This window comes from Flavobacterium limicola, assembly GCF_003634755.1.
Lineage (GTDB): Bacteria > Bacteroidota > Bacteroidia > Flavobacteriales > Flavobacteriaceae > Flavobacterium > Flavobacterium limicola.
The window spans coordinates 58,287-84,008 of the sequence record NZ_RBXA01000003.1 but is presented as its reverse complement, the minus strand read 5'-3'; the positions used below and the strand labels follow the sequence as shown (position 1 = coordinate 84,008).

The following is a 25,722-nucleotide window of genomic DNA, read 5'->3' as shown; positions in this document are numbered from 1 at the left end:
AAAAATGAAGCACTTCAAGAACCATTTGCCACTTACAATCCTAGTTTTTTGTTTTAGTTTCTCGATGTTTTCACAAAAAATATCAAGCCAAGAAATAGAACGATTAAAAAAACTCTCGCAACAAGTCACCATTATCAGAGACAATTGGGGAATTGCACACGTATATGGAAAAACCGATGCGGATGCCGTTTTTGGAATGTTATACGCACAATGTGAAGACGATTTCAAGCGGGTAGAAATGAATTATATTGAAAAAATCGGACGCCTTTCGGAAATCAAAGGACAGTCGGTTTTGTATAATGATCTAGAAATTAAACTTTTGATGGACGCCGAAGAGGCAAAAGCCGATTATAAAAAAGCGGCACCTTGGTTGAGAAAATTATTAAACAGTTATGCGGACGGAATCAACTTTTACCTGCACAATCACCCCGAGGTAAAGCCCGCTTTATTGACTCGTTTTGAACCATGGTTCCCGTTGCTTTGGACCGATGGAAGTATTGGAGCCATAAGCACCGCTGATCTTTCAACCGGAGAATTGAAAGCTTTTTATTCTGGAAATACCGATAAAGTGGCCTACATAGAACGAGAAAAAGACGTGCAAACAGGTTCTAATGGTTTTGCAATTGCTCCATCAAAAACGGCATCGGGAAACTCCATTTTATACATTAATCCACATACTTCTTTTTATTATAGGCCAGAAATACAAATGAGCAGCGAAGAAGGATTGAACGCTTACGGAGCAGTGACTTGGGGACAATTTTTCATTTACCAAGGATTTAATGAGAATTGCGGCTGGATGCATACCTCTTCAAATGTGGATGTAGCGGATATGTATGCCGAAAAAATCGTGACCAAAAACAACAAATTATTTTACGAATACGACAATAAGTTAGTTCCGATTATCGAGAAAAAAATAACTATCAAATATTTGGAAAACGGGAAATTAATTCCTAAAATATTTAATACCTATTTTACCATTCACGGTCCAATCATGGCCAAAAGAGACGGAAAATGGATTAGCTTAAAATCGAATAATCGTTCGATGAAAAGTCTGGAACAAAGTTGGATACGAACAAAATCAAAAAGCTTTGCAGACTATAAATCAGCAATGGATTTGAAAGCAAACACATCAAATAATACTGTTTACGCTGACAAAGAAGGAAATATTGCGTATTGGCACGGAAATTTTGTTCCTATTCGGGACAAAAAACTGAATTGGTCAAAAGTGATGGACGGCACAACTCCGGCAACACAATGGAAAGGATTACACGACGTTTCAGAAACGGTACATTCCTATAATCCAATAAACGGTTGGCTGCAAAACTGCAATTCTACACCTTACACTGTAGCAGGTGAGAACAGTCCAAAAGAAGAAAATTACGTGCCGTACATGGCTCCGGACGGAGAAAGTTTTAGAGGATTAAATGCCGTTCGATTATTGAGCAAAGGTGATAAATATACCTTAGACAAAGTAATTGCTGACGGTTATGACACGAAACTGACGGCTTTCGAATTTCTGATTCCAGCGTTAATTTCTAGTTTCGAGAAAAATATCAGCATTGAAGATCCACTTTACACAGAACTTTCAGAACCGATAACACTACTAAAAAATTGGGATTATTACGCCAAGGAAAATTCTGTGGCTACAACTCTGGCTGTGGAATGGGCTTATAAATTAGATCCAATTATTCAAAAAGTGTATACTGATGAAGGAGAACTCGACCAAGTGGAAAACACCATGAATTTTACAAAAAATGCTTTTCCGGATCAACTGATTCCGCAATTGCAAATGGTGGTCAACGATTTGAAAATTAAATTTGGGACCTGGCAAATTCCTTGGGGAGAAATCAATCGTTTCCAAAGAACTTCCGGCGACATTAATCTGATTTATAACGATGCTCTTGAAAGTTTGCCCATAGGTTATGGACCGGCACTTTGGGGAAGTTTACCCGCTTATAAAAGCAATTACCAAAAAGATACTAAAAAACGCTATGGAACAAACGGCAACAGTTTTGTGTGCGCAGTCGAATTTGGACCAAAGATAAAAGCAAAATCAATACTTGCAGGCGGAAACAGTGGTGATCCAAAATCTAAACATTTTTACGACCAAGCTGAAATGTATCGAAAAGGGCAGTTAAAAGACGTTTTGTTCTACAAAGATGATGTCCAAAAAAATGCCGAAAAAACCTATCATCCGGGAGAGTAATAACTCCTCGGTTTATTATAAGAATTAAAAATACTGTTATCAATTAAAAAAATGACAGTTATAATTTCAGAATAAATTAATTGAGATATTTGTAAAAATAAAAAAAACAATATGAAAAATACTTTCTTTGCCTTATTAGGATTTCTTTTGTTTTCCAATGGCGGTTTTGCACAATTGAAAGCAGTAAAATACACAGACGGAAATCAAAAATTAAATGGATTGTCAATTGCTCCGAAAAAAGGAAGCAAAACTAAACCTGGAATCTTAATACTTCCAGCTTGGAAAGGAATAGATACGCACGCAAGACAATCAGCTGAGAAGTTGTCAAAGATGGGATATTATGCGTTTGTGGCCGATATTTATGGAGAAGGAAACTACCCGACAAACACTCAGGAAGCTGGAAAGCAAGCCAGTTTTTACAAAAATAATGTGGCTGATTACCAAAGACGCATTCAGCTTGCATTAAATCAATTAGTGAAAGCAGGTGCAAATCCAGATAATATTGTTGTGATAGGATATTGTTTTGGAGGAACTGGTGTTATTGAAGCGGCAAGAGCAGGAATGAAAATTAAAGGTGCAGTTTCTTTTCACGGTGGTTTAGGTCGTGATGCCGCAAGAGTAAATAATCCAATCACTGCAGAAATTTTGGTTTTACACGGTGCAGATGACACGTATGTTCCAGCTGCTGAAGTAGCCGCTTTTCAACAAGAAATGAGAGACACAAAAGCAGATTGGGAAATGATTTATTATGCTAATTCAGTACATGCTTTTACAGATCCTGAAGCTGGAAATGATAATTCTAAAGGTGCGGCATACAATGAAAAAGCTGCCAAACGTTCTTGGGAACGCATGAATTCTTTCTTAAAAGAAGTTTTGAAATAATTCAGAAAATATATTTTTTTCAAAAACAGTATAAGTTCTAGATTTTTGTTAGTTTTATCAATTGAAATTTAACAAAAATCTAGAACTTATACTATTTTTTTTTATGTCAAAAAGTAAAATCAGGACCGACAAAACCTGCCTCAATTGCAGGTATGTGGTTGAAAATAGATTCTGTCCTAATTGCGGACAAGAAAACACCGATACCCGAAAAACGTTTCACCATCTCTTTATCCACTTTTTTGAGGACTTGACACATTATGAAAACGCTTTTTGGCGCACCATAAAAAATCTTTTATTCAAACCTGCTGCGCTAACCAAAGAATACCTTTCCGGAAAAAGATTGTCTTATTTGGCTCCGGTCAGATTGTACATTTTTATAAGCTTTATCACTTTTCTATTGATTGCCATTTTTCCTACTGCCAACAATTCTTCAGATAAAACTCTTGAAAAGAAATCTATTATTACCACTAAAAGCAAAGCATTTCAGAATTCCTTATCCATAAATGATTCAATCAAAAAGAACCTAACTAACACAAAAGGAGATATTCAATTATTTAATTTTGGATACGAATCTGTAGAACAATTAGACTCTATTCAAAAGCATTCCCCTAAATCTGAAAAGCTTTCCGATATTAGTTATTGGATGAATAAAAAAATCCAAATCGTTAAAGAAAATAATACACAAAGCGAAATTATTGAAAAATTCATAAGCTCCTTTACCCATAATTTACCAAAAGTACTTTTTGTATTCATGCCTATTTTTGCTCTTTTCCTCTGGCTTTTCCACAATAAGAAACGCTGGTATTATTTTGATCATGGGATTTTTACCTTACATTACTTTTCCTTTTTGTTATTGCTGTTTTTGTTATTGTTTATAATTAACAAAGGATTGACACCATTTTCAGAATCGAGTCTCGTTTCTTTCATACAAATAGTAATTAATTTTATTGGTATTGGATGGATGATTTATTATTTCTATCCAGCACATCATCGTTTTTATGGTGAAACCCGCTTGATATCCTTTATAAAAAGCAGTCTGCTATTTTTTATTAACTTCGTGCTAATTATTATCATATTATCAATCTTTGCTATTTACACCTTTATTAATTTACATTAAAAAATGAAAAAAATCCCTTTATTAGGTTTAATGGTTGCTTTAACCATAAGCTGTACGACTCAAAAGGCGAGTGTCACTCATGTCGACCCAACAAAATACATGAATACAATTACCGCGGATGAACTAAAAACGCACTTGTACATTGTAGCTTCAGACGAAATGGAAGGTAGAGAAACCGGGTCTGCAGGTCAGAAAAAAGCAGGTGTTTACCTCATCGATCAATACAAGAAAAACGACATCAGCTTCCCAACTGGCGCTTCAGACTTTTACCAAAAAATTCCTGCTGCTTTCCTGAATGCCAAGCGAAATGAAAATTTACCAGATTCCGAAAACGTTTGGGCGTATATTGAAGGATCTGAGAAACCAAATGAAGTCTTGGTGATTTCAGCCCATTACGATCACGTAGGTACAAAAAATGGAGAAATTTATAACGGTGCCGATGATGATGGTTCCGGAACTGTTGCTTTACTTGAAATTGCACAAGCGTTCCAAATCGCTAAAAAAGCAGGACACGGCCCAAAACGTTCTATCCTGTTTCTTCATGTAACCGGCGAGGAACACGGATTGCACGGAAGCCGCTATTACTCAGAAAATCCTTTGTTCCCGTTAGCGAACACCATTACCGATATCAATATTGACATGATAGGCCGTCGTGACGAAGCACATGCTGACAGTAATAATTACGTATATGTGATTGGCGCAAACAGATTATCAACTGATTTAGATAACATTTGTACCATTGCAAACGCTAAATACACCCAATTAAATTTAGACTACAAATACAACGACCCAAAAGATCCAAACCATTTCTATGAGCGTTCGGATCATTACAACTTTGCTAAACACGGAATTCCATCGGTATTTCTTTTCAACGGAGTGCATGCTGATTACCACAAACCTACAGACAGTCCAGACAAAATCGAATACGATGCGTTGACCAAAAGAGCAAAATTTGCATTTGTTACCGCTTGGGAATTGGCAAACCGCACCGAAAGACCTATCGTAGATAAAAAATAGATTAAATATTTGGGCACATCCACGCTTTCACTAGCGTTACAGCGTGGTCGGGCTATACGCTACAATCTTTATACCCTGTCAGGTTTTTTTAACCCTGACAGGGTATAAAGGATTTCCACTGCTATCCCTTGTGCAAACCCCATAAAAAAAGAGCTTTGAATCACTTCAAAGCTCTTTTTTTTATCATTTATTTATTAAACCCTTTCGTCAAATTCTATTTTATCTGAACTATCAATTTTATACAAAGGCTCCTCAATAGGCAATGTAAAATAAAATGAAGAACCAATTCCTTCAATACTTTCAACCCATATTTCACCATCATTTTTTTCTAAAAACCCTTTCACCAACAACAATCCAATTCCGGCACCTTTGTTATCTTTTCTTGCTTTAGAAAGCGTACTCATTTGTGGGGTAAAAAGTTTACTTTGCACCTCTTTTGACATTCCAATTCCTGAATCCTTTATCTGAATTATTACTTTTTCCACTTCAATTTTCGCCAAAACGGTAATTTCCCCTCCAGGTAAAGAATGCTTGATGGCATTAGAAATTATGTTTTGAAAAACAGAAAGCAACATTTTTCCATCTGCAAAAACACTGATGTTGGGTTCGATTTCATTAAGGAGATTTATAGAATTTAAAGAAGCCGATTCCTTCAATGATTCAAAACCCTTTTGTACAAAATCAAAAAGTTCAATTTTTGCCGGAGAAAACACCTCCGAGGCATATTTTATTCTAGCCCATTCCACTAAATTATCCAGCATGTTTAACTCATCTACTGCAGTTTTTTGAAGCAAATCAAGCATTTCTTTTGCCTTATTGGATTCTAATCTGTCAAAATTTGTTTTCAAATACTCAGCCGTTCCGATAATTCCAGATAACGGACTTCTTAAATCATGAGAAACAATTGCAAGAACATTCTCTTTGTGCGTATTAAGGTCTTCCAGTTCTTTTACATATTTTTTTATGGCATCCTCCGATTTCTTTCTCTCCGTCAAATCTCGTAGAATTTTTACGTAACCTAACATGTCGCCATCAATTCCAATAAGCGGAAAAACCAAACCATAAGCATAAAATTCATTCCTGTCTTTACAAATATGCCATCTGTTATCCGTAGCTCTCCCCTCTTTTAATGCAGCTTGAATTTCTGATTGCGGAATACCATTTTGTACATCTTCTTCAGTAAAAATAACATCAAAATGCTGTCCTATAATTTCGTCAGCTTCATATCCAAATATTTTGGTTGAACCTGAACTCCAGCTATTAATTATAAATTCATTGTCAAGAGTAAAAATCGAATAATCTTGTAAACTATCTATTATTTGGCTGTAAAACTCGGCTGTTGGAATGTAATTACTTTTAAGAATTTTAGAATTGATTTTCTCTTTTTCCATTAAATTATGTAAATAATATTTAAAATTTTGAAAGCTTATTTTCGATTGATTTAACTATGCAATGCGTTCAAAGATACACAAAAGAAAACACGATTTCTGTAAATCACAGAATATAACCCCTAACAGAAGAATGTATGTCCGAAATCCTACATGACTTTTTTAACACCTCTCTAATACTATTTCCCTTTTACAATTTTCAAGCCAGAAAATAGCACCTACAATCCACGAGACTTTATTCCACAAAAAAAGCCTCGAATTTCTTCGAAGCTTTTGCTTTCTGGGTGGGAGACGGGGCTCGAACCCGCGACCCTCGGTACCACAAACCGATGCTCTAACCAACTGAGCTACAACCACCATTTGCTTAGCGGTGGCAAATATACGACATAAGTTTACTTTTGCAAATATTTTTTTTAAAAAATTACACGAAATTTATATCAAATCTCCTAAGCTATTGACTGCCAAATATCTTTCTACCGTAAAACCTTCTGCATGATCGACCCCAGTGAGCCTTCCTAAATCTCTAGAACGGTAATTCAGGCTCTCCAAGAAGTTTTTACTTGAAATTGGGGACTCTGGTTCCTCAGAATTTGCATCGTAAAACTGAGAACTGTAAGCCAAAATAGATTCGATTTTTTTATCGGTGAAACCAGTAATATCAACCACAAAATCCGGTTCAATATTTTTCCATTGTATGTAATGGTACACTAATTTGGGTCTCCAAGCCTTTTGTTTCTCTCCTTCTAGCACAGTTTCAATCTTCATCAATCCAGACAAAAAACAAGCATCAGAAACTAATTTACTTCCTTTTGCATGATCAATGTGTCGGTCATCAATAGCATTACACAAAACAATCTCCGGTTGGTATTTGCGAATCATTTTTATGATTTCCAATTGATGCTTTTCGTCATTGACAAAAAACCCATCCCGCATTTCCAGATTCTCACGTGCAGAAACTCCTAGGATTTTTGCAGCAGCATTGGCTTCCTGATCCCTGATTTCCGCTGAACCACGAGTTCCTAATTCACCACGGGTCAAATCAACGATTCCCACCGTTTTTCCTAAAGAAATTTCTTTTAAAATGGTTCCTGCACAACCCAATTCCACATCATCAGGATGCGCACCAAAAGCAAGTATATCTAATTTCATCTAAAATTCGTTTAATGTTTTTTTGTTTAATGTTTAAAGTTGCGAATACTACTTCAAATCCAATATTTTCTTCATAGTCATTGACTTATTGACACTTTCCCTCCATTCGTTTTCAGGAATACTGTCCTTTGTAATACCACAACCCATATATAAATGCGCTTGATTATCTTTGATTTGCATGCATCGCAAATTCACATACAAATCTGATTTTATTTCTCCTTTATTGAATCCTTCTTTGTTTAATTCGCCTAAAAAACCGGTGTAATATTCACGGTCATAGCCCTCATTTTCCAAAATAAAATTTTTAGCAACCTCTTTTGGTAATCCACACACAGCGGGTGTTGGATGCAAAACAGAAACAACTTCCTTCAAACTTGAATTGTCATTAATAACCCCTTCAATATCGGTTTTAATATGTGCTAAAGTTCCCGCTTGCGCAGTATAAGGGCTTGAAACGGAAACTTCTAAAGTCAATTCCTTTAGATTATCCAAAATAAAATCGGTAACAAATTGCTGCTCTTCCATTTCTTTTTTCTCCCAGACAACTTCTTTATCACCTTGAAGCTTTTGCGTTCCAGCTAATGACATTGTATAAAAAGTATTCGTATTAGCCTTTAGTAATCGCTCCGGTGTAGCGCCCATCCATAAGCCTATTTTTGGGTGAAACCAGCAATAGCAGAAAGCGGTGGGATAATTTTGAATTAATTTTTCGAAAATTGAAACTAAATCAAAATTTGACAAACCAACAATTTCTTTTCGTGACAAGACCACTTTTTTCAAAGTCCCTTTTGCAATAGCATCAATTCCTTTTTGGACAAGACTTTCAAAATGTTCTTTCGCTTGAATGTCTTCTGAATCTATGAAATCTGAATCTTCATTTTCCTTGAAAGAAGTAATCAGGGTTTCCCATTTTACCGATTGATTTCTAGGAATCAGTATCATCTGACTTCCTTCAAAAGGAGCAAAAACAAATCCCGTCTCTTCAAAATTCTCGGCAAAATATAAGTGGTCGTTATTTTGAAAAAAACCTATTAATTTGATGTTATTTGGTTTTCGGTATAACACAAAAGGTAGATTTTGAGCTTTTTGTTGCTTTACTTTTATAAAAAAATCGATCATATATAATGTATTAAAATATAAATTCCACTAAACCTAAAGGCATTTTGATTTGCTTAATAGTATCGAAACCATCTTGGTCAATTTGACTGAAACTGATTTTTGGCTTTAGCTAAAATTAAATTCAATTATTTATTTTCGCTTTTTCTTTTTGGCAAAACCATATTCGTCAGCTTGCAAAGTGAAATTAAATTATTGTTTTCATCCGTAATTCGTATTTCCCAAAGATGAATGCTTCGGCCCTTGTGAACAATCTTAGCGGTTGCCGTTACAATTCCGTCCCGTTTTGCTTTCAAGTGATTGGCTGAAATTTCAATTCCGCGGACTTCGCTTAGTTCTGAATTTACATAAATCATAGATGCGGCGCTGCCTACACTTTCTGCTAAAGCCACCGATGCTCCTCCATGCAATAATCCCATTGGCTGATGCACAGAAGGATTGACGGGCATTGTTGCAATAAGAAAATCTTCTCCTGCGTCCGTATATTTAATATTCAACGTTTCCATTAAGGTGTTTTTAGAAACGTGATTGCAATAATGAAGTATTTTTTCTTTGTCGAATATCATGTTTTTATCTTTAAAAATGTAAAAATAATTAAAAGATAAGTCACATAACAGTAAATACTATTGTTATTCTGATTTCGAAATAGATTTTACCTATTTTTACAAAAAATATAACCAAATGAGTCCCAAAATAGTATTGTTTTTTATTGGAATCATATTGACTATCTGTTCCTGCCGTTCTGATTTTGAGACCGTAGCTAGCACAGGAGATTTAGAATTTTCCAAGGACACGATTTATCTTGACACTGTTTTCTCTAACATCGGTTCAAGCACGTACCGACTCAAAGTGTACAACAAAAGTAAAAATGACATTACGATTCCAAGCATTAAATTAGGAAAAGGTTTGAGTTCAAAATACCGAATCTCCGTTGACGGAATGCAGGGAACAGACGGGAAAATTTTTAACAATGTGGACCTTTTAGCAAAAGACAGTTTGTATATTTTCATAGAAACAACCGCAAATAGTACTGACGCCAATGCTTCTGATTTTTTGTACACTGATCAAATTCAGTTTGACAGTGGCGAAAATCTTCAAAATGTAGAACTGGTAACACTTATACAAGATGCTGTTTTCCTGTATCCAAAGCGTTTTGCTGATGGAACTACTGAAACACTTCCTATTGGAAACGAAAAAATTGATGGATTTTATCTAGATGAAAATGACCCTGTCAACGGGAACGAATTGCAGTTTACGAATGACAAACCGTATGTAATTTATGGCTATGCTGCGGTTCCTTCAAATAAAACAGCCACTTTTGAAGCAGGAACTCGAATACATTTCCACGCTAATTCTGGACTTATTGTAGCCAATAATGCGTCAATCAATATTAATGGAACTCTATCAACAACGGATAAACTCGAAAACGAAGTCATTTTTGAAGGAGACCGTTTAGAGCCTGATTTTTCTGATGTTCCTGGACAATGGGGAACCATTTGGCTTACTGATGGAAGCACCAATAATACTTTGAATCATCTCACCATCAAAAATGCAACGATTGGATTGTTAATTCAAAACAACGATGGTACAACAGTTTCTGTAAAAAACACCCAAATCTATAACAGTAGCAACTACGGTATTTTGGCGCAGACCGCAAAAATAAATGGCGAAAATGTTGTCATTAATAATGCCGGATTAGTCAGTTTAGCCTGTACCTATGGCGGAAATTATAGTTTTACTCATTCCACTTTCAATAATAATTGGAACAGCTCGCAACAGGTGGCCGTTTTAGTAAGTAATTATATTTTGGGAGCAATTCCGGAAGCGAAAGATTTAACAGCAGCCACGTTTAACAATTGCATTATTTATGGTTCATATTCCAATGAAATGAATTTAACCAAAAAAACAGGAGCCGTTTTTGAATACCAATTCAACAATTGCCTGATAAAATTTGATAACGTATCCAATCAGTTTACAGCGAATCCCGATTATCAATTCAATACGGATACCGCACATTACAACTCGATAATTTTGAACAAGGATCCAAAATTTTTCAATATTTCACAGAACAAATTTAATATCGATGAAACTTCGGCCGCTTACGCAAAAGGGAATTCAGCGTATCTGATCCCGTTTGATATTATAGGAAACACTAGAACTTTACCACCTGATTTAGGTGCGTATCAAAGCAAAGCTTTTCCAAAATAAATAACTCTGAATTAGCGCATCCTAACTATTTAAAAATAAAAAAGAATCTTAATCGAATTAAACATTTAGTAACTTCCAATATCAATTTAAATAGTAGTTTTGTCAAAATTTTAATCCATAAATCAAATTAATTTTAAACTAAGTAATCCAATTAAACTATGAAACAAATCTACTCGCTATTCTTTTTATTTCTTTTCACAGCAGGTTTTGCGCAAGCACCAGCAGGGTATTATACAAATGCCACAGGGACTGGCTACACGTTGAAAACTCAATTGTACAACATCATTAAAGACCATACAGTACAAAATTATGCAGGCTTGTATGTTACTTATGAAACGTCAGATATTGATAATTACTTTGAAAACGACGGTTCTGTATTGGACATGTATTCCGAGAATCCATCAGGAACAGATCCTTACATTTACACTATAGCAACTACGCAAAGATGCGGAAACTATACTAATGAAGGAGATTGCTACAATAGAGAACACATTATACCACAATCTGTGTTCAATGAACAATCACCAATGGTTTCTGATGCACATTTCATCACTCCTACAGATGGAAAAGTGAACGGGATTCGGTCTAATTATCCGCATTCTGTAGTAGCAACTGCTACTCAAACTACTCTTAATGGAAGTAAACTTGGTGAAAGCACAACTGTTGGTTATACAGGTCCTGTTTTTGAACCAATAGATGAGTTCAAAGGCGATATTGCCAGAATGTATTTCTATTTTGCAACACGTTATGAAAATACTGTAGCCGGATACAATTACCCGATGTTCAATAATTCTACGGGGAAAGTATTTACCACAGCATTTTTAAATCAATTACTGGCTTGGCACAATCAAGATCCGGTTAGTGCTAGAGAAATTGCGCGTAACAACGCAATTTATGCGCGTCAAAACAACAGGAATCCTTACATTGACAATCCAAGTTATGTAGCAGCCGTTTGGACTACACAACCTGCAGATACAGAAGCTCCAACCGCCGCAACAAATTTGGCGGTAACTACTACTACATCAAACGCTATAACATTAACCTGGACAGCCGCTACAGATAATATTGCTGTTACTGGCTATGACTTGTATGTTGATAACACTTTAAAATCTACTCATACTGGACTCACTGCAACTGTTTCTGGTTTATTAGCTTCCACTAGCTACAACTTTTATTTAATTGCAAGAGATGATGAAAGAAATTCATCTGTAGCAAGTGCAATAGTAACCGGAACAACAACTGCAACCCCAACAAGTGGATCGGGAGCTACAGAGTTATTCTTTTCAGAATATGTTGAAGGAAGCGGATTTAACAAAGCGTTAGAAATTGCTAACTTTACTGGAGCAGTAGTTAATTTGACAGGTTATTCAATAAGAAAACAATCAAATGGAGCCGGAGCTTGGAGTGCAGGACTTAATCTAACAGGAACACTAAACTCAGGTGCTGTATTTGTGTTAGTAGATCCACAAATGGCTACAACGTGTTATCCAGTGGCAAATGCCAATCTATCATCAGCTCAAGAAGCATACAATGGAAATGATCCTATGGGATTATTTAAAAATGGAGTGTTAATCGATATCATAGGAAAATTTGATGGAGGATCAACCAACTTTGCAGCTGATGTAACATTAAGAAGAAAATCAAGTATTACAGGTCCAAACACTACTTTTGATAAAACTGCTGAGTGGGATTCTTATCCAAATAATACTTGTGATGGAATTGGTAGTCATTCATTGGCAACCCTTTCTAATGTTGATTTTGATACAAATGAATTCAATATCTATCCAAATCCATCCAATGGGAATGTCAAAATAAATTTTGAAAATTCAAATGAAAAATATTCTGTTCAAGTATTTTCAGTTTTAGGACAAAAAGTCTTTGAAAAAGAATACACAAACAGCTCTTCTGCTACAGTAAACAATCTTCAAAAAGGAGTTTACTTAGTTAAAATAACAAATGATAACAAATCGGTTACTAAAAAACTTATTGTAAACTAGTTTAAAAAACGAACTATTTATTCAAAGCGGCATCAATTGCCGCTTTTTTTTGTTTTCAATTTTTCAATACCATTTTAAAATACCTTCCTCAATTTTTACTTCTATTTTTTCCAAAGTAAGACTAAAACTACTTTCGTTACAATGTTCATAATTATATTAAGAAAACCATAATTATATTCACAATTTCTTAACACAAACGATATTAAAAGTTATAAATTTGCGTCAGTTCAGTGTTTTAAAAATTTAAATTTTAAGTTTTGAAAATCTGAAATTAACCCCAATAACCAAAACAAATTTAAATTATGAAGAAAATCTACTCTGCCTTATTATTGTTATTCGTCACGGTTGGTATCGCCCAAATCCCGAGTAATTATTACACAACAGCCACAGGAACTGGCTACACATTAAAAACACAACTTTATAACATTATAAAAGGGCACACTGATAAAGGATATGCCGGATTGTACACAACTTACCAAACATCTGATCGTGATTACTACTATGAAAATGATGCTACAATATTAGACATGTATTCCGAAAAACCAACAGGAACAGATCCTTACACCTATTCTGCAGGAACAACACAAAGATGCGGAACTTATAGTGTTGAAGGTGATTGCTACAACAGAGAACACATTATTCCGCAATCAACTTTTAATTCTGCCGCACCTATGGTTTCGGATGCACATTTTATCACACCTACTGATGGGAAAGTAAATGGTCAGCGTTCTAATTATCCACACGGACCGGTGACTACAGCAACTTGGACATCCTTAAACGGAAGTAAACTTGGATCAAGTACAACTTCTGGTTATTCCGGGCCTATTTTCGAACCTATCAATGAATTCAAAGGTGATATTGCACGTATGTATTTTTATTTTGCAACACGTTACGAGAATACCGTAGCCGGTTATTCCTATGCAATGTTTAATGGCACAAGTAATCAGGTTTTCACTACAGCTTTTTTAAACTTATTGATAACATGGCACAATCAAGACCCTGTGAGTTCCAGAGAAATTGCTCGTAACAATGCCATTTACGCCATCCAAAACAATAGAAATCCTTATATTGATCACCCTGAATACGTTCAGGCAATATGGAATCCAACTGCTGATGCACAAGCTCCTACAACTCCCGCAAATTTAGTGTCATCTGCAAAAACAACTACTACAATTTCGCTTAGCTGGACAGGTTCCACTGACAATACAGCTGTAACTGGCTATAATGTATATATGAACAGCGCTTTAAAAACAACAGTAACTGGACTTACCACTACTATTACGGGATTAACCGCTTCAACAGCCTATTCTTTCACTGTAAAAGCTAAAGATGCCGCAGGGAATATTTCTGCAACGAGTAATACCCTGAATGTCACAACGGCTGCAACTGGTTCGACTGCAACCGATTTATTATTTTCTGAATATATTGAAGGTTCTTCAAATAATAAAGCGTTGGAAATTTCAAATGCAACTGGCGCAGCGATTAATTTATCGATTTACAGCATCAAAAAACAAACCAATGGAGCCGGTGCCTGGAGTACAGGACTATCCTTAACCGGAACGTTGAATAACGGAAGTAAATTTACCATCATAAATAGTTTAATGGCATCCAGTTGCTATCCAATAAGTTCCGCTAATCTTTCTACAGCAGCAACTGAGATGGCTTTTAACGGAAATGATGCTGTGGGGTTATTCAAAAATGGAGTCTTAATTGACATCATTGGAACTTTTAACGGCGGAACAGCAAACTTTGCAGCGGATCAAACCCTACGAAGAAAAGCAACTGTTACTTCTCCTACGACTACTTTCAATAAAACGACCCAATGGGATTCTTATACATCTGATACGTGTAACAATTTAGGAACCCGCATCGTTGCAAAAGAGTCGAAAACAGAAACTGTTTTAGATATCGATGCAATTGTTATTTATCCAAATCCATCCCAGGGAACTTTCTCTGTCAATAATTCGAATAAAATGTATTCTATCGAAATTTATTCTATCATTGGTCAGAAAATTTACAGCGAAGAAAACAGCACCAAATCAGAAATTACGCTGCCAAACATTGCTAAAGGAACGTACTTGGTTCGCGTCAGCATCGATTCGGATTCGGTCATAAAGAAATTAATAATCAACTAATTCAAAAAGCGGCAAATTTGCCGCTTTTTTTATAGCCAAAATTTAATCTTAATTGTCTAAATTTGCACCGCAATACAACAAACTACATAACAATGATCCATTTCTTTGAAAACCAAAGCAAAACTGTTTTTGCCGTACACACGCAAAACGAAATTTCGGCTCAAGACATTTCAAAACTAAACTGGCTTTTTGCCGATTCAAATAAAATAGAAAAATCCGTACTGACGGATTTTTTTGTTGGCCCTCGCGCCACTATGATAACGCCTTGGAGCACTAATGCTGTGGAAATCTCCCAAAACATGGGAATATCCGGTATCATTAGAATCGAAGAATTTCATAAAGCAACAGCTGATTTTTCTGATTTTGACCCGATGCTTTCGCAAAAATACACCGAGTTAAATCAAGATATTTTCACTATCAATGTGCTTCCGGAAGCCATTTTGGACATCGATGATATTGCTGCTTACAATGCAAAAGAAGGATTGTCTTTAAGTCCGGAAGAAGTGGAATATTTAGATAATCTAGCGATCAAATTAGGACGAAAACTAACGGATTCTGAAATTTTTGGTTTCTCACAAGCCAATTCAGAACACTGTCGTCACAAGATTTTCAACGGAAAATTTATAATTGACGGAGAAGAAAAAGAATCTTCATTGTTCAAATTAATCAAGAAAACATCTCAAGAAAACCCGAACGATATTGTTTCGGCTTATAAAGACAACGTTGCTTTTGTAAAAGGACCACGGGTACAACAATTTGCGCCAAAAAGTGCTGACAAACCTGATTTTTATGAAGTAAAAGAATTTGATTCTGTTATTTCTTTAAAAGCAGAAACACATAATTTCCCAACAACTGTAGAGCCTTTCAATGGTGCTGCAACGGGTTCTGGTGGAGAAATTCGGGACCGTTTAGCAGGTGGACAAGGTTCTTTGCCAATGGCTGGAACGGCAGTTTACATGACTTCATATTCTCGTTTAGCCGAAAACAGACCTTGGGAAAACGGTATGACCGAAAGAAAATGGTTGTATCAAACACCAATGGATATTTTGATTAAAGCATCAAACGGAGCTTCTGATTTTGGAAATAAATTTGGACAACCGTTGATTACAGGTTCTATCCTAACTTTCGAACACGAAGAAGACGCACGCAAACTAGGTTTCGACAAAGTGATTATGCAAGCGGGTGGAATTGGGTATGGAAAATTAGACCAAGCGATTAAGAAAAAACCACAAACAGGTGATAAAATTGTTATCCTTGGTGGTGAAAATTATAGAATTGGAATGGGTGGAGCTGCAGTTTCTTCAGCTGACACAGGCGCTTTTAATTCAGGAATTGAATTGAATGCGATTCAACGTTCGAACCCGGAAATGCAAAAACGTGCTGCCAATGCCATTCGTGGTTTGGTAGAAAGTGATATTAATCCAATTGTATCGATTCACGATCACGGAGCCGGAGGACATTTAAACTGTCTTTCGGAATTAGTGGAAGAAACAGGCGGATTAATTGATTTAGACAAATTGCCTGTGGGAGATCCTACCCTTTCGGCAAAAGAAATAATTGGTAACGAATCTCAAGAAAGAATGGGATTGGTTATCGCCAAAGAAAACATCGATTTATTGCAAAAAATCGCTGACCGTGAGCGTTCCCCAATGTATCAAGTAGGAGACGTAACCGGAGATCACCGTTTTACTTTCGAATCAAAATCAACTGGCGCTAAACCAATGGATTTTGCGTTGGAAGACTTTTTTGGAAGTTCTCCAAAAGTAGTGATGACGGACAAAACAATTGAGAGAAACTATACTGATGTAACATACGACGAGAAAAATATCTCCACCTATTTACAGCAAGTTCTTCAACTGGAAGCGGTTGCTTGTAAAGACTGGTTGACCAATAAAGTAGACCGTTGTGTAGGTGGTAAAGTAGCCAAACAACAATGTGCCGGTCCATTGCAATTGCCATTGAATAATTGTGGTGTAATGGCCTTGGATTATCAAGGAATAGAGGGAATTGCCACTGCGATTGGGCACTCGCCTATTGCTTCATTAATTGATCCGGTGGCAGGAACAAGAACTGCTATTGCTGAATCTTTATCAAACATTGTTTGGGCTCCAATAAAAGACGGATTAAAAGGAATTTCACTTTCGGCAAACTGGATGTGGGCGTGTAAAAACGAAGGCGAAGACGCTCGTTTATACGCTGCAGTAGAAGCGTGTTCGAATTTTGCAATCGAATTGGGAATCAACATTCCAACCGGAAAAGATTCACTTTCCATGAAACAAAAATATCCAAATGAAGAAGTAATTGCACCGGGAACGGTAATTATTTCAGCAGGTGGAAATTGTACCGATATTAGAAAAGTAGTAGAACCCGTTTTACAAAAAGACGGTGGTTCTATTTATTACATCAATTTATCCCAAGATGATTTTAAATTAGGCGGTTCTTCGTTTGCACAAACATTGAATACTATTGGAAAAGAAGTGCCAACAATTAAAGACGCTGCATTTTTTAAAAGAGCCTTTAATACCGTTCAAGAATTAATTTTAGAAAACAATATCCTTGCAGGACACGATATAGGAAGTGGTGGTTTGATCACGACTTTATTAGAAATGTGTTTTGCAGATGTGAATTTGGGAGCAAAAATAGATTTCTCTCCCGAAGCATCGGGATTCGAAGAAAAAGATTTGGTTAAAATCCTATTTTCTGAAAATATTGGAATTGTCATTCAAGCGAAATCAGATGCTGAAGTAGAATCTAAATTAAACGCAAATAATGTTTCTTTCTATAAATTAGGAACTGCTACGAATGAAGCAACTTTAGACCTTGGCCATTTGACTTTTGACATAAAAGAATACAGAGATATTTGGTTCAAGACTTCGTTTTTATTAGACCAAAAACAATCGAAAAACGGAACGGCTCAAGCGCGTTTTGAAAATTATAAAAACCAAGCTTTAAATTATACTTTCCCTGCACATTTCACAGGAAAAAAACCAGTTATAGACGCTTCTCAAGCAAGACCAAAAGCAGCTATTATCCGTGAAAAAGGAAGTAACTCGGAGCGTGAAATGGCGAATGCGATGTACTTGGCTGGTTTTGATGTCAAAGATGTTCACATGACTGATTTGATTTCTGGTCGTGAAACATTGGAAGACATTCAGTTTATTGGTGCTGTGGGAGGATTCTCGAATTCGGATGTATTGGGTTCTGCCAAAGGTTGGGCAGGAGCATTTTTATACAACGAAAAAGCAAAAACCGCTTTAGACAATTTCTTCAAACGTGAAGACACGTTATCAGTGGGGATTTGTAACGGTTGTCAATTGTTTATGGAACTCGAAGTGATTAATCCCGAGCACGAAGTTCACGGAAAAATGCTGCACAACGAAAGCCATAAACATGAAAGTATTTTTACATCGGTTACGGTACAAGAAAACAATTCGGTTATGCTTACTTCATTAGCGGGAAGCACACTTGGAGTTTGGGTTTCGCATGGAGAAGGAAAATTTAACTTACCCATGGGTGAAGAAAATTATAATATTGTTTCTAAATATGCCTATGAAGGCTATCCTGCTAATCCAAACGGCTCTCATTTTGACGTTGCGATGCTTTGCGATAAAACAGGACGTCACTTGGTTATGATGCCACACATTGAGCGTTCTACGTTCCAATGGAACTGGGCACATTATCCAAAAGATAGAGATGATGAAGTTTCTCCTTGGCATGAAGCTTTTGTCAATGCCAGAAAATGGATGGATAAAAAATAATTTAACCTGTTTTTTTAAATTTATAAAAGCGTTCACCTAACAGTGAACGCTTTTTTACTAAAATTCATTCAATAAATCTAATTCAAAGAAATCGATTTCGCTGAATACCAATAATTTAATTAAAAATAAATATTTAATTTAAATAAACCAAAATTTATTGTTAATTTTTATTTAATTTGCAATAAATTACAATATTTTAGATAATGATAAATATCACTCGCCTTTTTGATTTTCCATATTATCAACAAGAAAATTTCAATATTCCAGATGCTTTGGTCACTAAGTACAACGGAGTTTGGGAAAAAACATCGACAACCGAATATATCGACAAAGCCAATACGATTTCAAGGGCATTGATTCGGATGGAGATTCAAAAGAATGATAAAATTGCCGTAATTTCAACTAATAATAGAACCGAATGGAATATTATGGATATTGGTATCTTGCAAACAGGTGCACAAAACGTCCCTATTTACCCTACCATTTCTGAAGATGATTATGAATATATTTTAAATCATTCTGGTGCTATTTATTGTTTTGTATCTGATGAGGAAGTCCTTAGAAAAGTAAATTTAATTAAAGATAGAGTTCCTTCGCTAAAAGAAGTGTATTCATTCAATACAATTGAAGGGACTAAAAACTGGACTGAATTACTTGTATTAGGTAAAGATCAAAGCAATCAAGATGTTGTTGAAGACCGTAAAAACAATGTAAAACCTGAAGATTTAGCAACTATAATTTATACCTCAGGAACAACTGGAAGACCAAAAGGAGTTATGCTTTCTCATCACAATATTGTTTCTGATGTTTTAAGTAGTGCCTCTAGAATCCCATTTGAAGCAGGTAGCAGTAAAGCGTTGAGCTTCCTACCAATATGCCACATTTTTGAAAGAATGATTTTGTATTTATATCAATATTATGGTGTTTCGATATATTTTGGCGAATCAATTGATAAAGTTAGTGATAATATCAAAGAAGTAAAACCAACCGTAATCACTGCCGTACCAAGACTTCTAGAAAAAGTCTATGATAAAATTTATGCAAAAGGAACTGAATTAACCGGGATTAAAAAGAAATTATTCTTCTGGGCAATTGATTTGGGGTTAATCTATGAACCTTATGGAAAAAATGGTTTGTGGTATGAGTTTCAACTTAAAATTGCACGAAAACTTATTTTTAGCAAATGGAAAGAAGGTTTGGGTGGAAATCTAGATTTGATGGTTTCTGGAAGTGCGGCTTTACAGCCAAGATTAGCCCGTATTTTTGCAGCCGCAGAAATCCCAGTTATGGAAGGATACGGTTTAACAGAAACGTCTCCTGTAATCTCTGTTAACGACATAAGAAATCGAGGTTTCAAAGTAGGAACTGTTGGAAAAGTCATTGACAATGTTGAAGTCATTATAGCCGAAGATGGAGAAATCCTTTGCAAAGGACCTAACGTGATGATGGGATATTATAAAGATGAAAAACTCACAAATGAGGTAATTACCGATGGTTATTTTCATACTGGTGATATTGGAATATTTGACGAAGAAGGATTTTTAAAAATCACAGACCGTAAAAAAGAAATGTTCAAAACATCGGGAGGTAAATATATTGCACCACAATTAATTGAAAACACGATGAAACAATCCCGTTTCATTGAACAAATCATGGTCATTGGTGATGGACAAAAAATGCCTGCTGCATTGATACAACCCAGTTTTGATTTTATAAAAGAATGGGCGGTTATTCACGGAATCGACATCGGAAAAAGCAATGAAGAAATAGTCGCTAACGAAAAAGTAATCGAAAGGATTCAAGTTGAAATTGATAGCCTAAATGAAAAATTTGGTAATTGGGAAAAAATAAAACGTTTTGAACTTACTCCAGATTTATGGTCGGTTGAAGGTGGACATCTTACTCCTACCTTAAAATTAAAACGAAAAATAATAATGGATAAGTATATTGATTTATTTCATAAAATCTACATCTAGATTTAAGAAAAAACCTAGTTAATACTCTTCATTCAACTTTTGAAAGCAAGGGAAAAACAATTAAAAACGAAAAAACCACGAATTGATATTCGTGGTTTTTTCGTTTTATCATCAATTAATTTTCTACTTTATTGTTACGATTATATTTAAATTCTAAATACAATAAACCCGCATCATTCCTAATCACAAATTATATCTAAAATTTATAAGACTTGATTCTTCCAACAGGGAAATAAATTAGTCTTTTTTCTACGTTCTATCAGTTATCCTTAAATTATATGAAACTACTTATAATTACGAAAACTCGTAGTCTCACTAATTAAGTTATAAATCTTAATTAGTGTCCAACACCCATTTTATGTGAGGCATAGAAGTGGCATCCTTTTATATAGTCCCGATGCGTCGGGACTATATAAAAGATACAACGTACAGCCCGACCCGAAGGGACAGACCCAAAAAATAATTAGTCATAAAAAACAGTATAATCTTCTGTATTTCAGCAGAGTTTTTTTATATTTAATACTTTTTAACAAAAAAATGTTTAAATATATTATGCGTGCATAGTATTTTTTATTATATTTGAAATCGATATAGTTATTTATGAAAGACAAAACAATAGATTACATTTTACGTGCAACCTGGCAAGCAGTATCACGAATGTATAATGAAGAAGCATCTAAATACGGTGCAACCATGGCAACAGGTTTTGCTTTGTTAAGTATGGATAAAGATAAAGGAACGCCTTCTACATCTTTAGGACCAAAAATGGGAATGGAGGCCACCAGCCTTACTAGAACCTTGAAATCTATGGAAGAAAAAGGGCTGATTATTAGAAAGAAAAATCCTGTGGACGGCCGAGGTGTCTTGATTTACCTCACTGAATTTGGTAAAGAAAAAAGAGAGTTATCTAAGAATACGGTTTTAAAATTCAATGAAACTGTAAAACAACATATTTCCGATGAAAAACTCCAGCATTTTATAGAAGTCTCGGAAACAATCAACGAATTAATTTTAGACAAAAATATATTTAATCAAACCGAAAAAATAGAAAATGAAACGCACAATTAAAAAAGTTGCAGTGATTGGATCCGGAATTATGGGATCAGGAATTGCCTGTCATTTTGCCAACATTGGAGTTGAAGTCTTACTTTTGGATATCGTTCCAAGAGAGCTCACCGAATCCGAAGCCAAAAAAGGACTTACTTTAGAAAGCAAAATTGTAAGAAACCGATTGGTCAATGAGCATTTATCCAATTCATTGAAATCGAAACCATCCCCTATTTACAATCAGAAATTTGCCAGCAGAATTACTACTGGAAATACAACTGATGATATGGCGAAAATCGCAGCAGCCGATTGGATCATTGAGGTTGTAGTGGAGCGTTTGGACATCAAAAAAATGGTTTTTGAACAAATTGAAAAATTCAGAAAACCAGGAACTTTGGTTACTTCAAACACCTCAGGAATTCCAATTCATTTTATGAGCGAAGCCCGAAGTGATGATTTTCAAAAGCATTTCTGTGGAACTCACTTTTTTAACCCTGCGCGTTATTTAAAATTATTCGAAATCATTCCTGGTCCTCAAACTTCAACAGAAGTTTTGGATTTCCTAAGTGATTATGGTTCCAAATTCTTAGGGAAAACTTCGGTCGTGGCCAAAGATACTCCGGCATTTATTGGAAATAGAGTTGGTATTTACGGGATTCAAAGTTTGTTTCATTTGGTAAAAGAATTGGGACTTACTATTGAAGAAGTGGATAAATTGACCGGTCCGGTTATTGGTCGTCCAAAATCGGCTACTTTCAGAACTGTTGACGTAGTTGGATTGGATACTTTGGTACATGTTGCCAACGGAATCTATGAAAACTGCCCAAATGACGAGCAACACGAGTTGTTCAAACTTCCGGACTTCGTCAACAAAATGATGGAGAACAAATGGTTGGGAAGCAAAACGGGTCAAGGTTTTTACAAAAAAGAAGGAAAAGAAATTTTGTCTCTTGATTTAGATACTTTAGAATACCGTGCTGCTAAAAAAGCTTCTTTCGCTACTTTGGAACTGACCAAAACGATTGATAAACCAATTGACCGTTTCAAAGTTCTGGTAAAAGGTAAAGACAAAGCAGGAGAATTTTACAGAAAAAGTTTTGCAGGAATGTTTGCTTACGTTTCGAACCGAATTCCTGAAATATCAGATGAGTTGTACAAAATTGACGATGCGATGAAAGCCGGTTTTGGATGGGAAAATGGTCCTTTCGAAATTTGGGATGCCATTGGTGTCGAAAAAGGAATCGAAATAATGAAAGCGGAAGGTCTTCAACCTGCTGCTTGGGTAACTGATATGTTAGCTTCAGGAATTTCTAGTTTTTATACTATTAAAGAAGGTGCTACCTATTTCTATAATATCCCAACAAAATCACAAACTAAAGTTCCAGGTCAGGATGCATTTATCATACTGAACAACATACGCGAGAGCAAAAAAGTGTGGAGTAACAGCGGAGCAATTATACAAGATTTAGGAGACGGAATCTTGAATTTAGAATTCCAATCTAAAATGAATACGATTGGTGGTGACGTTTTACAAGCTATCAATAAAGCGATTGACTTATCTGAAAAAGAATATCAAGGATTGGTTATTGGAAATCAAGCAGCGAATTTCTCTGTTGGAGCTAATATCGGAATGATTTTCATGATGGCAGTCGAGCAAGAATACGATGAGTTGAATATGGCAATCAAAATGTTCCAGGACACCATGATGCGCGTACGCTACTCGGGAATTCCAGTTGTGGTTGCACCACACGGAATGACTTTTGGCGGTGGTTGCGAAATGAGCTTACATGCTGATAAAGTTGTTGCTGCAGCGGAAACGTATATGGGGTTAGTAGAATTTGGTGTTGGAGTAATTCCTGGCGGCGGTGGATCTAAAGAAATGGCTTTAAGAGCCTCTGATTTATTCCATAAAAATGATGTAGAATTGAATGTTTTACAAGAATATTTCATGACCGTTGCAATGGCAAAAGTATCAACATCTGCTTACGAGGCTTTTGATTCTGGACTATTACAGCACGGAAAAGACATCGTTGTAGTGAACAAGGACCGTCAAATTGCCGAGGCGAAGAAACATGCTTTATTAATGGCAGAAGCAGGTTACACACAACCGATTCGTAGAAATGACGTAAAAGTTCTTGGGAAACAAGCATTGGGAATGTTCTTAGTAGGAACAGACCAAATGCAAGCCGGAAAATACATTTCAGAACATGATAGAAAAATAGCTAACAAACTAGCTTACGTAATGGCTGGTGGAGATTTGTCAGAACCAACATTAGTAACAGAGCAATATATTTTGGATTTAGAACGTGAAGCTTTCTTGTCACTTTGTACAGAAAGAAAAACATTAGAAAGAATTCAATTTATGCTAACCAAAGGGAAACCGCTTCGTAATTAATTATTTTAAATTATAAATGTTGATTTTTAAAAGTTTCGTACAATTTAAGTCAACAGTAATTTAAAATTTATAATTCAAAATTTAAAACAAATATGAAAACAGCCTATATAGTTAAAGCATACAGAACAGCCGTGGGGAAAGCTCCAAAAGGCGTGTTTAGATTTAAACGTCCTGATGAATTGGCCGCTGAAACGATTCAGTTCATGATGAATGAGTTGCCGCATTTCGACAAAACTCATATTGATGACGTCATGGTAGGAAATGCAATGCCAGAGGCAGAACAAGGATTAAACATGGGACGACTAATCTCTCTAATGGGATTAAAAGTGGAAGATGTACCTGGTGTTACCGTAAACAGATATTGTGCATCTGGTTTAGAAACAATTGGAATGGCAACTGCCAAAATTCAGTCTGGAATGGCTAACTGCATTATTGCAGGTGGTGCAGAAAGCATGAGTTTTATTCCAATGGGTGGTTACAAACCATCTCCGGATTATGCTGTAGCAAAAGAAGGAAATGAAGATTACTATTGGGGAATGGGACTAACTGCAGAAGCAGTTGCCAACAAATATAATGTTTCTAGAGCTGACCAAGATGAGTTTGCCTTTAACTCTCACATGAAAGCCTTAAAAGCACAAGCTGAAGGTAAATTTGACAAGCAAATTGTTCCAATTACAGTAGAACAAACTTTTATCAATGAAAACGGAAAAAAAGAAACTAAATCTTATGTTGTAAATAAAGATGAAGGACCTAGAGCAGGAACATCTGTCGAGGCTTTAGCAGGGTTAAGACCTGTATTTGCAGCCGATGGAAGTGTAACTGCTGGTAACTCTTCTCAAATGAGTGATGGTGCTGCTTTCGTTTTAATTATGAGTGAAGAAATGGTAAAAGAGCTTAATTTAGAACCAATTGCTCGTTTGGTAAACTTTGCTTCGGCTGGAGTTGAACCAAGACTTATGGGAATTGGTCCTGTGAAAGCGATTCCAAAAGCATTGAAACAAGCGGGATTAACGTTGAATGATATTGATTTAATTGAGTTAAACGAAGCGTTTGCTTCACAATCATTAGCGGTAATTCGCGAATTGGGACTAAATCCAGATATTGTAAATGTAAACGGTGGAGCAATTGCATTAGGTCATCCACTAGGTTGTACAGGAGCAAAACTATCGGTTCAATTATTTGACGAGATGAAACGCAGAGGCAGCAAATACGGTATCGTAAGTATGTGTGTTGGAACTGGTCAAGGTTCAGCAGGTATTTACGAACTTTTGTAGTCATAGATTTCCATCCGTTTATTGAGGATTTAGATTATAAATAAAAACACATAAAAA

The 25,722-nt window shown here is 35.7% G+C and carries 16 protein-coding genes and 1 tRNA gene; 12 read left to right on the top strand and 5 right to left on the bottom strand.

Annotation, left to right across the window (positions count from 1 at the left end; genetic code table 11):
* Positions 1-4: 4 nt before the first annotated feature.
* The 4 genes from BC952_RS10400 to BC952_RS10385 all read left to right on the top strand — a co-directional run bounded on the left by BC952_RS10400 (position 5) and on the right by BC952_RS10385 (position 5,222).
* A complete protein-coding gene (locus BC952_RS10400; RefSeq protein ID WP_167445765.1) occupies positions 5-2,206 on the top strand; it encodes a penicillin acylase family protein in 2,202 nt (733 codons plus the stop codon).
* Between the two features lie 111 nt (positions 2,207-2,317).
* Positions 2,318-3,088: a dienelactone hydrolase family protein gene (locus BC952_RS10395; RefSeq protein ID WP_121365607.1), complete on the top strand. Its 771-nt coding sequence runs from the start codon at positions 2,318-2,320 to the stop codon at positions 3,086-3,088.
* Between the two features lie 103 nt (positions 3,089-3,191).
* Positions 3,192-4,205, top strand: a complete 1,014-nt coding sequence (locus tag BC952_RS10390) for a DUF3667 domain-containing protein (protein WP_121365606.1) — start codon at positions 3,192-3,194, stop codon at positions 4,203-4,205.
* Positions 4,206-4,208: 3 nt separating this feature from the next.
* Entirely contained in the window at positions 4,209-5,222 is a 1,014-nt protein-coding gene (locus BC952_RS10385) for a M28 family metallopeptidase (protein WP_121365605.1), read from the top strand.
* Between the two features lie 194 nt (positions 5,223-5,416).
* Here BC952_RS10385 and BC952_RS10380 read toward each other — a convergent pair whose 3' ends face one another.
* The 5 genes from BC952_RS10380 to BC952_RS10360 all read right to left on the bottom strand — a co-directional run bounded on the left by BC952_RS10380 (position 5,417) and on the right by BC952_RS10360 (position 9,441).
* Positions 5,417-6,613 carry a PAS domain-containing sensor histidine kinase gene (locus BC952_RS10380; RefSeq protein WP_121365604.1) on the bottom strand — a complete coding sequence of 399 codons (1,197 nt, stop codon included), beginning with the start codon at positions 6,611-6,613 and terminating at the stop codon, positions 5,417-5,419.
* Between the two features lie 279 nt (positions 6,614-6,892).
* Positions 6,893-6,968 (bottom strand) — tRNA-His (locus BC952_RS10375).
* 74 nt (positions 6,969-7,042) lie between these two features.
* Positions 7,043-7,759 carry a bacillithiol biosynthesis deacetylase BshB1 gene (gene bshB1, locus BC952_RS10370; RefSeq protein WP_121365603.1) on the bottom strand — a complete coding sequence of 239 codons (717 nt, stop codon included), beginning with the start codon at positions 7,757-7,759 and terminating at the stop codon, positions 7,043-7,045.
* A 48-nt stretch (positions 7,760-7,807) separates the two neighbouring features.
* Positions 7,808-8,878: an isochorismate synthase gene (locus BC952_RS10365; protein WP_121365602.1), complete on the bottom strand. Its 1,071-nt coding sequence runs from the start codon at positions 8,876-8,878 to the stop codon at positions 7,808-7,810.
* A gap of 125 nt (positions 8,879-9,003) precedes the next feature.
* Positions 9,004-9,441, bottom strand: coding sequence for a PaaI family thioesterase (locus BC952_RS10360; protein WP_121365601.1), 438 nt, complete (start codon positions 9,439-9,441; stop codon positions 9,004-9,006).
* A gap of 115 nt (positions 9,442-9,556) precedes the next feature.
* On the opposite strand from BC952_RS10360, the gene BC952_RS10355 reads away from it, so the two are divergent.
* From BC952_RS10355 to BC952_RS10320, 8 genes are all read left to right on the top strand, one after another.
* Positions 9,557-11,083 carry a hypothetical protein gene (locus BC952_RS10355; RefSeq protein WP_121365600.1) on the top strand — a complete coding sequence of 509 codons (1,527 nt, stop codon included), beginning with the start codon at positions 9,557-9,559 and terminating at the stop codon, positions 11,081-11,083.
* A 158-nt stretch (positions 11,084-11,241) separates the two neighbouring features.
* Positions 11,242-13,080 carry an endonuclease gene (locus BC952_RS10350; RefSeq protein WP_121365599.1) on the top strand — a complete coding sequence of 613 codons (1,839 nt, stop codon included), beginning with the start codon at positions 11,242-11,244 and terminating at the stop codon, positions 13,078-13,080.
* A 302-nt stretch (positions 13,081-13,382) separates the two neighbouring features.
* Positions 13,383-15,215, top strand: coding sequence for an endonuclease (locus tag BC952_RS10345; protein ID WP_121365598.1), 1,833 nt, complete (start codon positions 13,383-13,385; stop codon positions 15,213-15,215).
* A 92-nt stretch (positions 15,216-15,307) separates the two neighbouring features.
* Positions 15,308-18,973 (top strand): phosphoribosylformylglycinamidine synthase, encoded by a 3,666-nt coding sequence (gene purL, locus BC952_RS10340; RefSeq protein WP_121365597.1) that lies wholly within the window; start codon positions 15,308-15,310, stop codon positions 18,971-18,973.
* A gap of 203 nt (positions 18,974-19,176) precedes the next feature.
* Positions 19,177-20,949 carry an AMP-dependent synthetase/ligase gene (locus BC952_RS10335; protein ID WP_121365596.1) on the top strand — a complete coding sequence of 591 codons (1,773 nt, stop codon included), beginning with the start codon at positions 19,177-19,179 and terminating at the stop codon, positions 20,947-20,949.
* 600 nt (positions 20,950-21,549) lie between these two features.
* Positions 21,550-22,017, top strand: a complete 468-nt coding sequence (locus BC952_RS10330) for a MarR family winged helix-turn-helix transcriptional regulator (RefSeq protein WP_121365595.1) — start codon at positions 21,550-21,552, stop codon at positions 22,015-22,017.
* Positions 22,001-24,391 (top strand): 3-hydroxyacyl-CoA dehydrogenase/enoyl-CoA hydratase family protein, encoded by a 2,391-nt coding sequence (locus BC952_RS10325; RefSeq protein WP_121365594.1) that lies wholly within the window; start codon positions 22,001-22,003, stop codon positions 24,389-24,391. The genes BC952_RS10330 and BC952_RS10325 overlap by 17 nt, the downstream gene beginning before the upstream one ends.
* A 92-nt stretch (positions 24,392-24,483) precedes the next feature.
* Positions 24,484-25,665, top strand: coding sequence for an acetyl-CoA C-acyltransferase (locus tag BC952_RS10320; RefSeq protein ID WP_121365593.1), 1,182 nt, complete (start codon positions 24,484-24,486; stop codon positions 25,663-25,665).
* Positions 25,666-25,722: the final 57 nt, after the last annotated feature.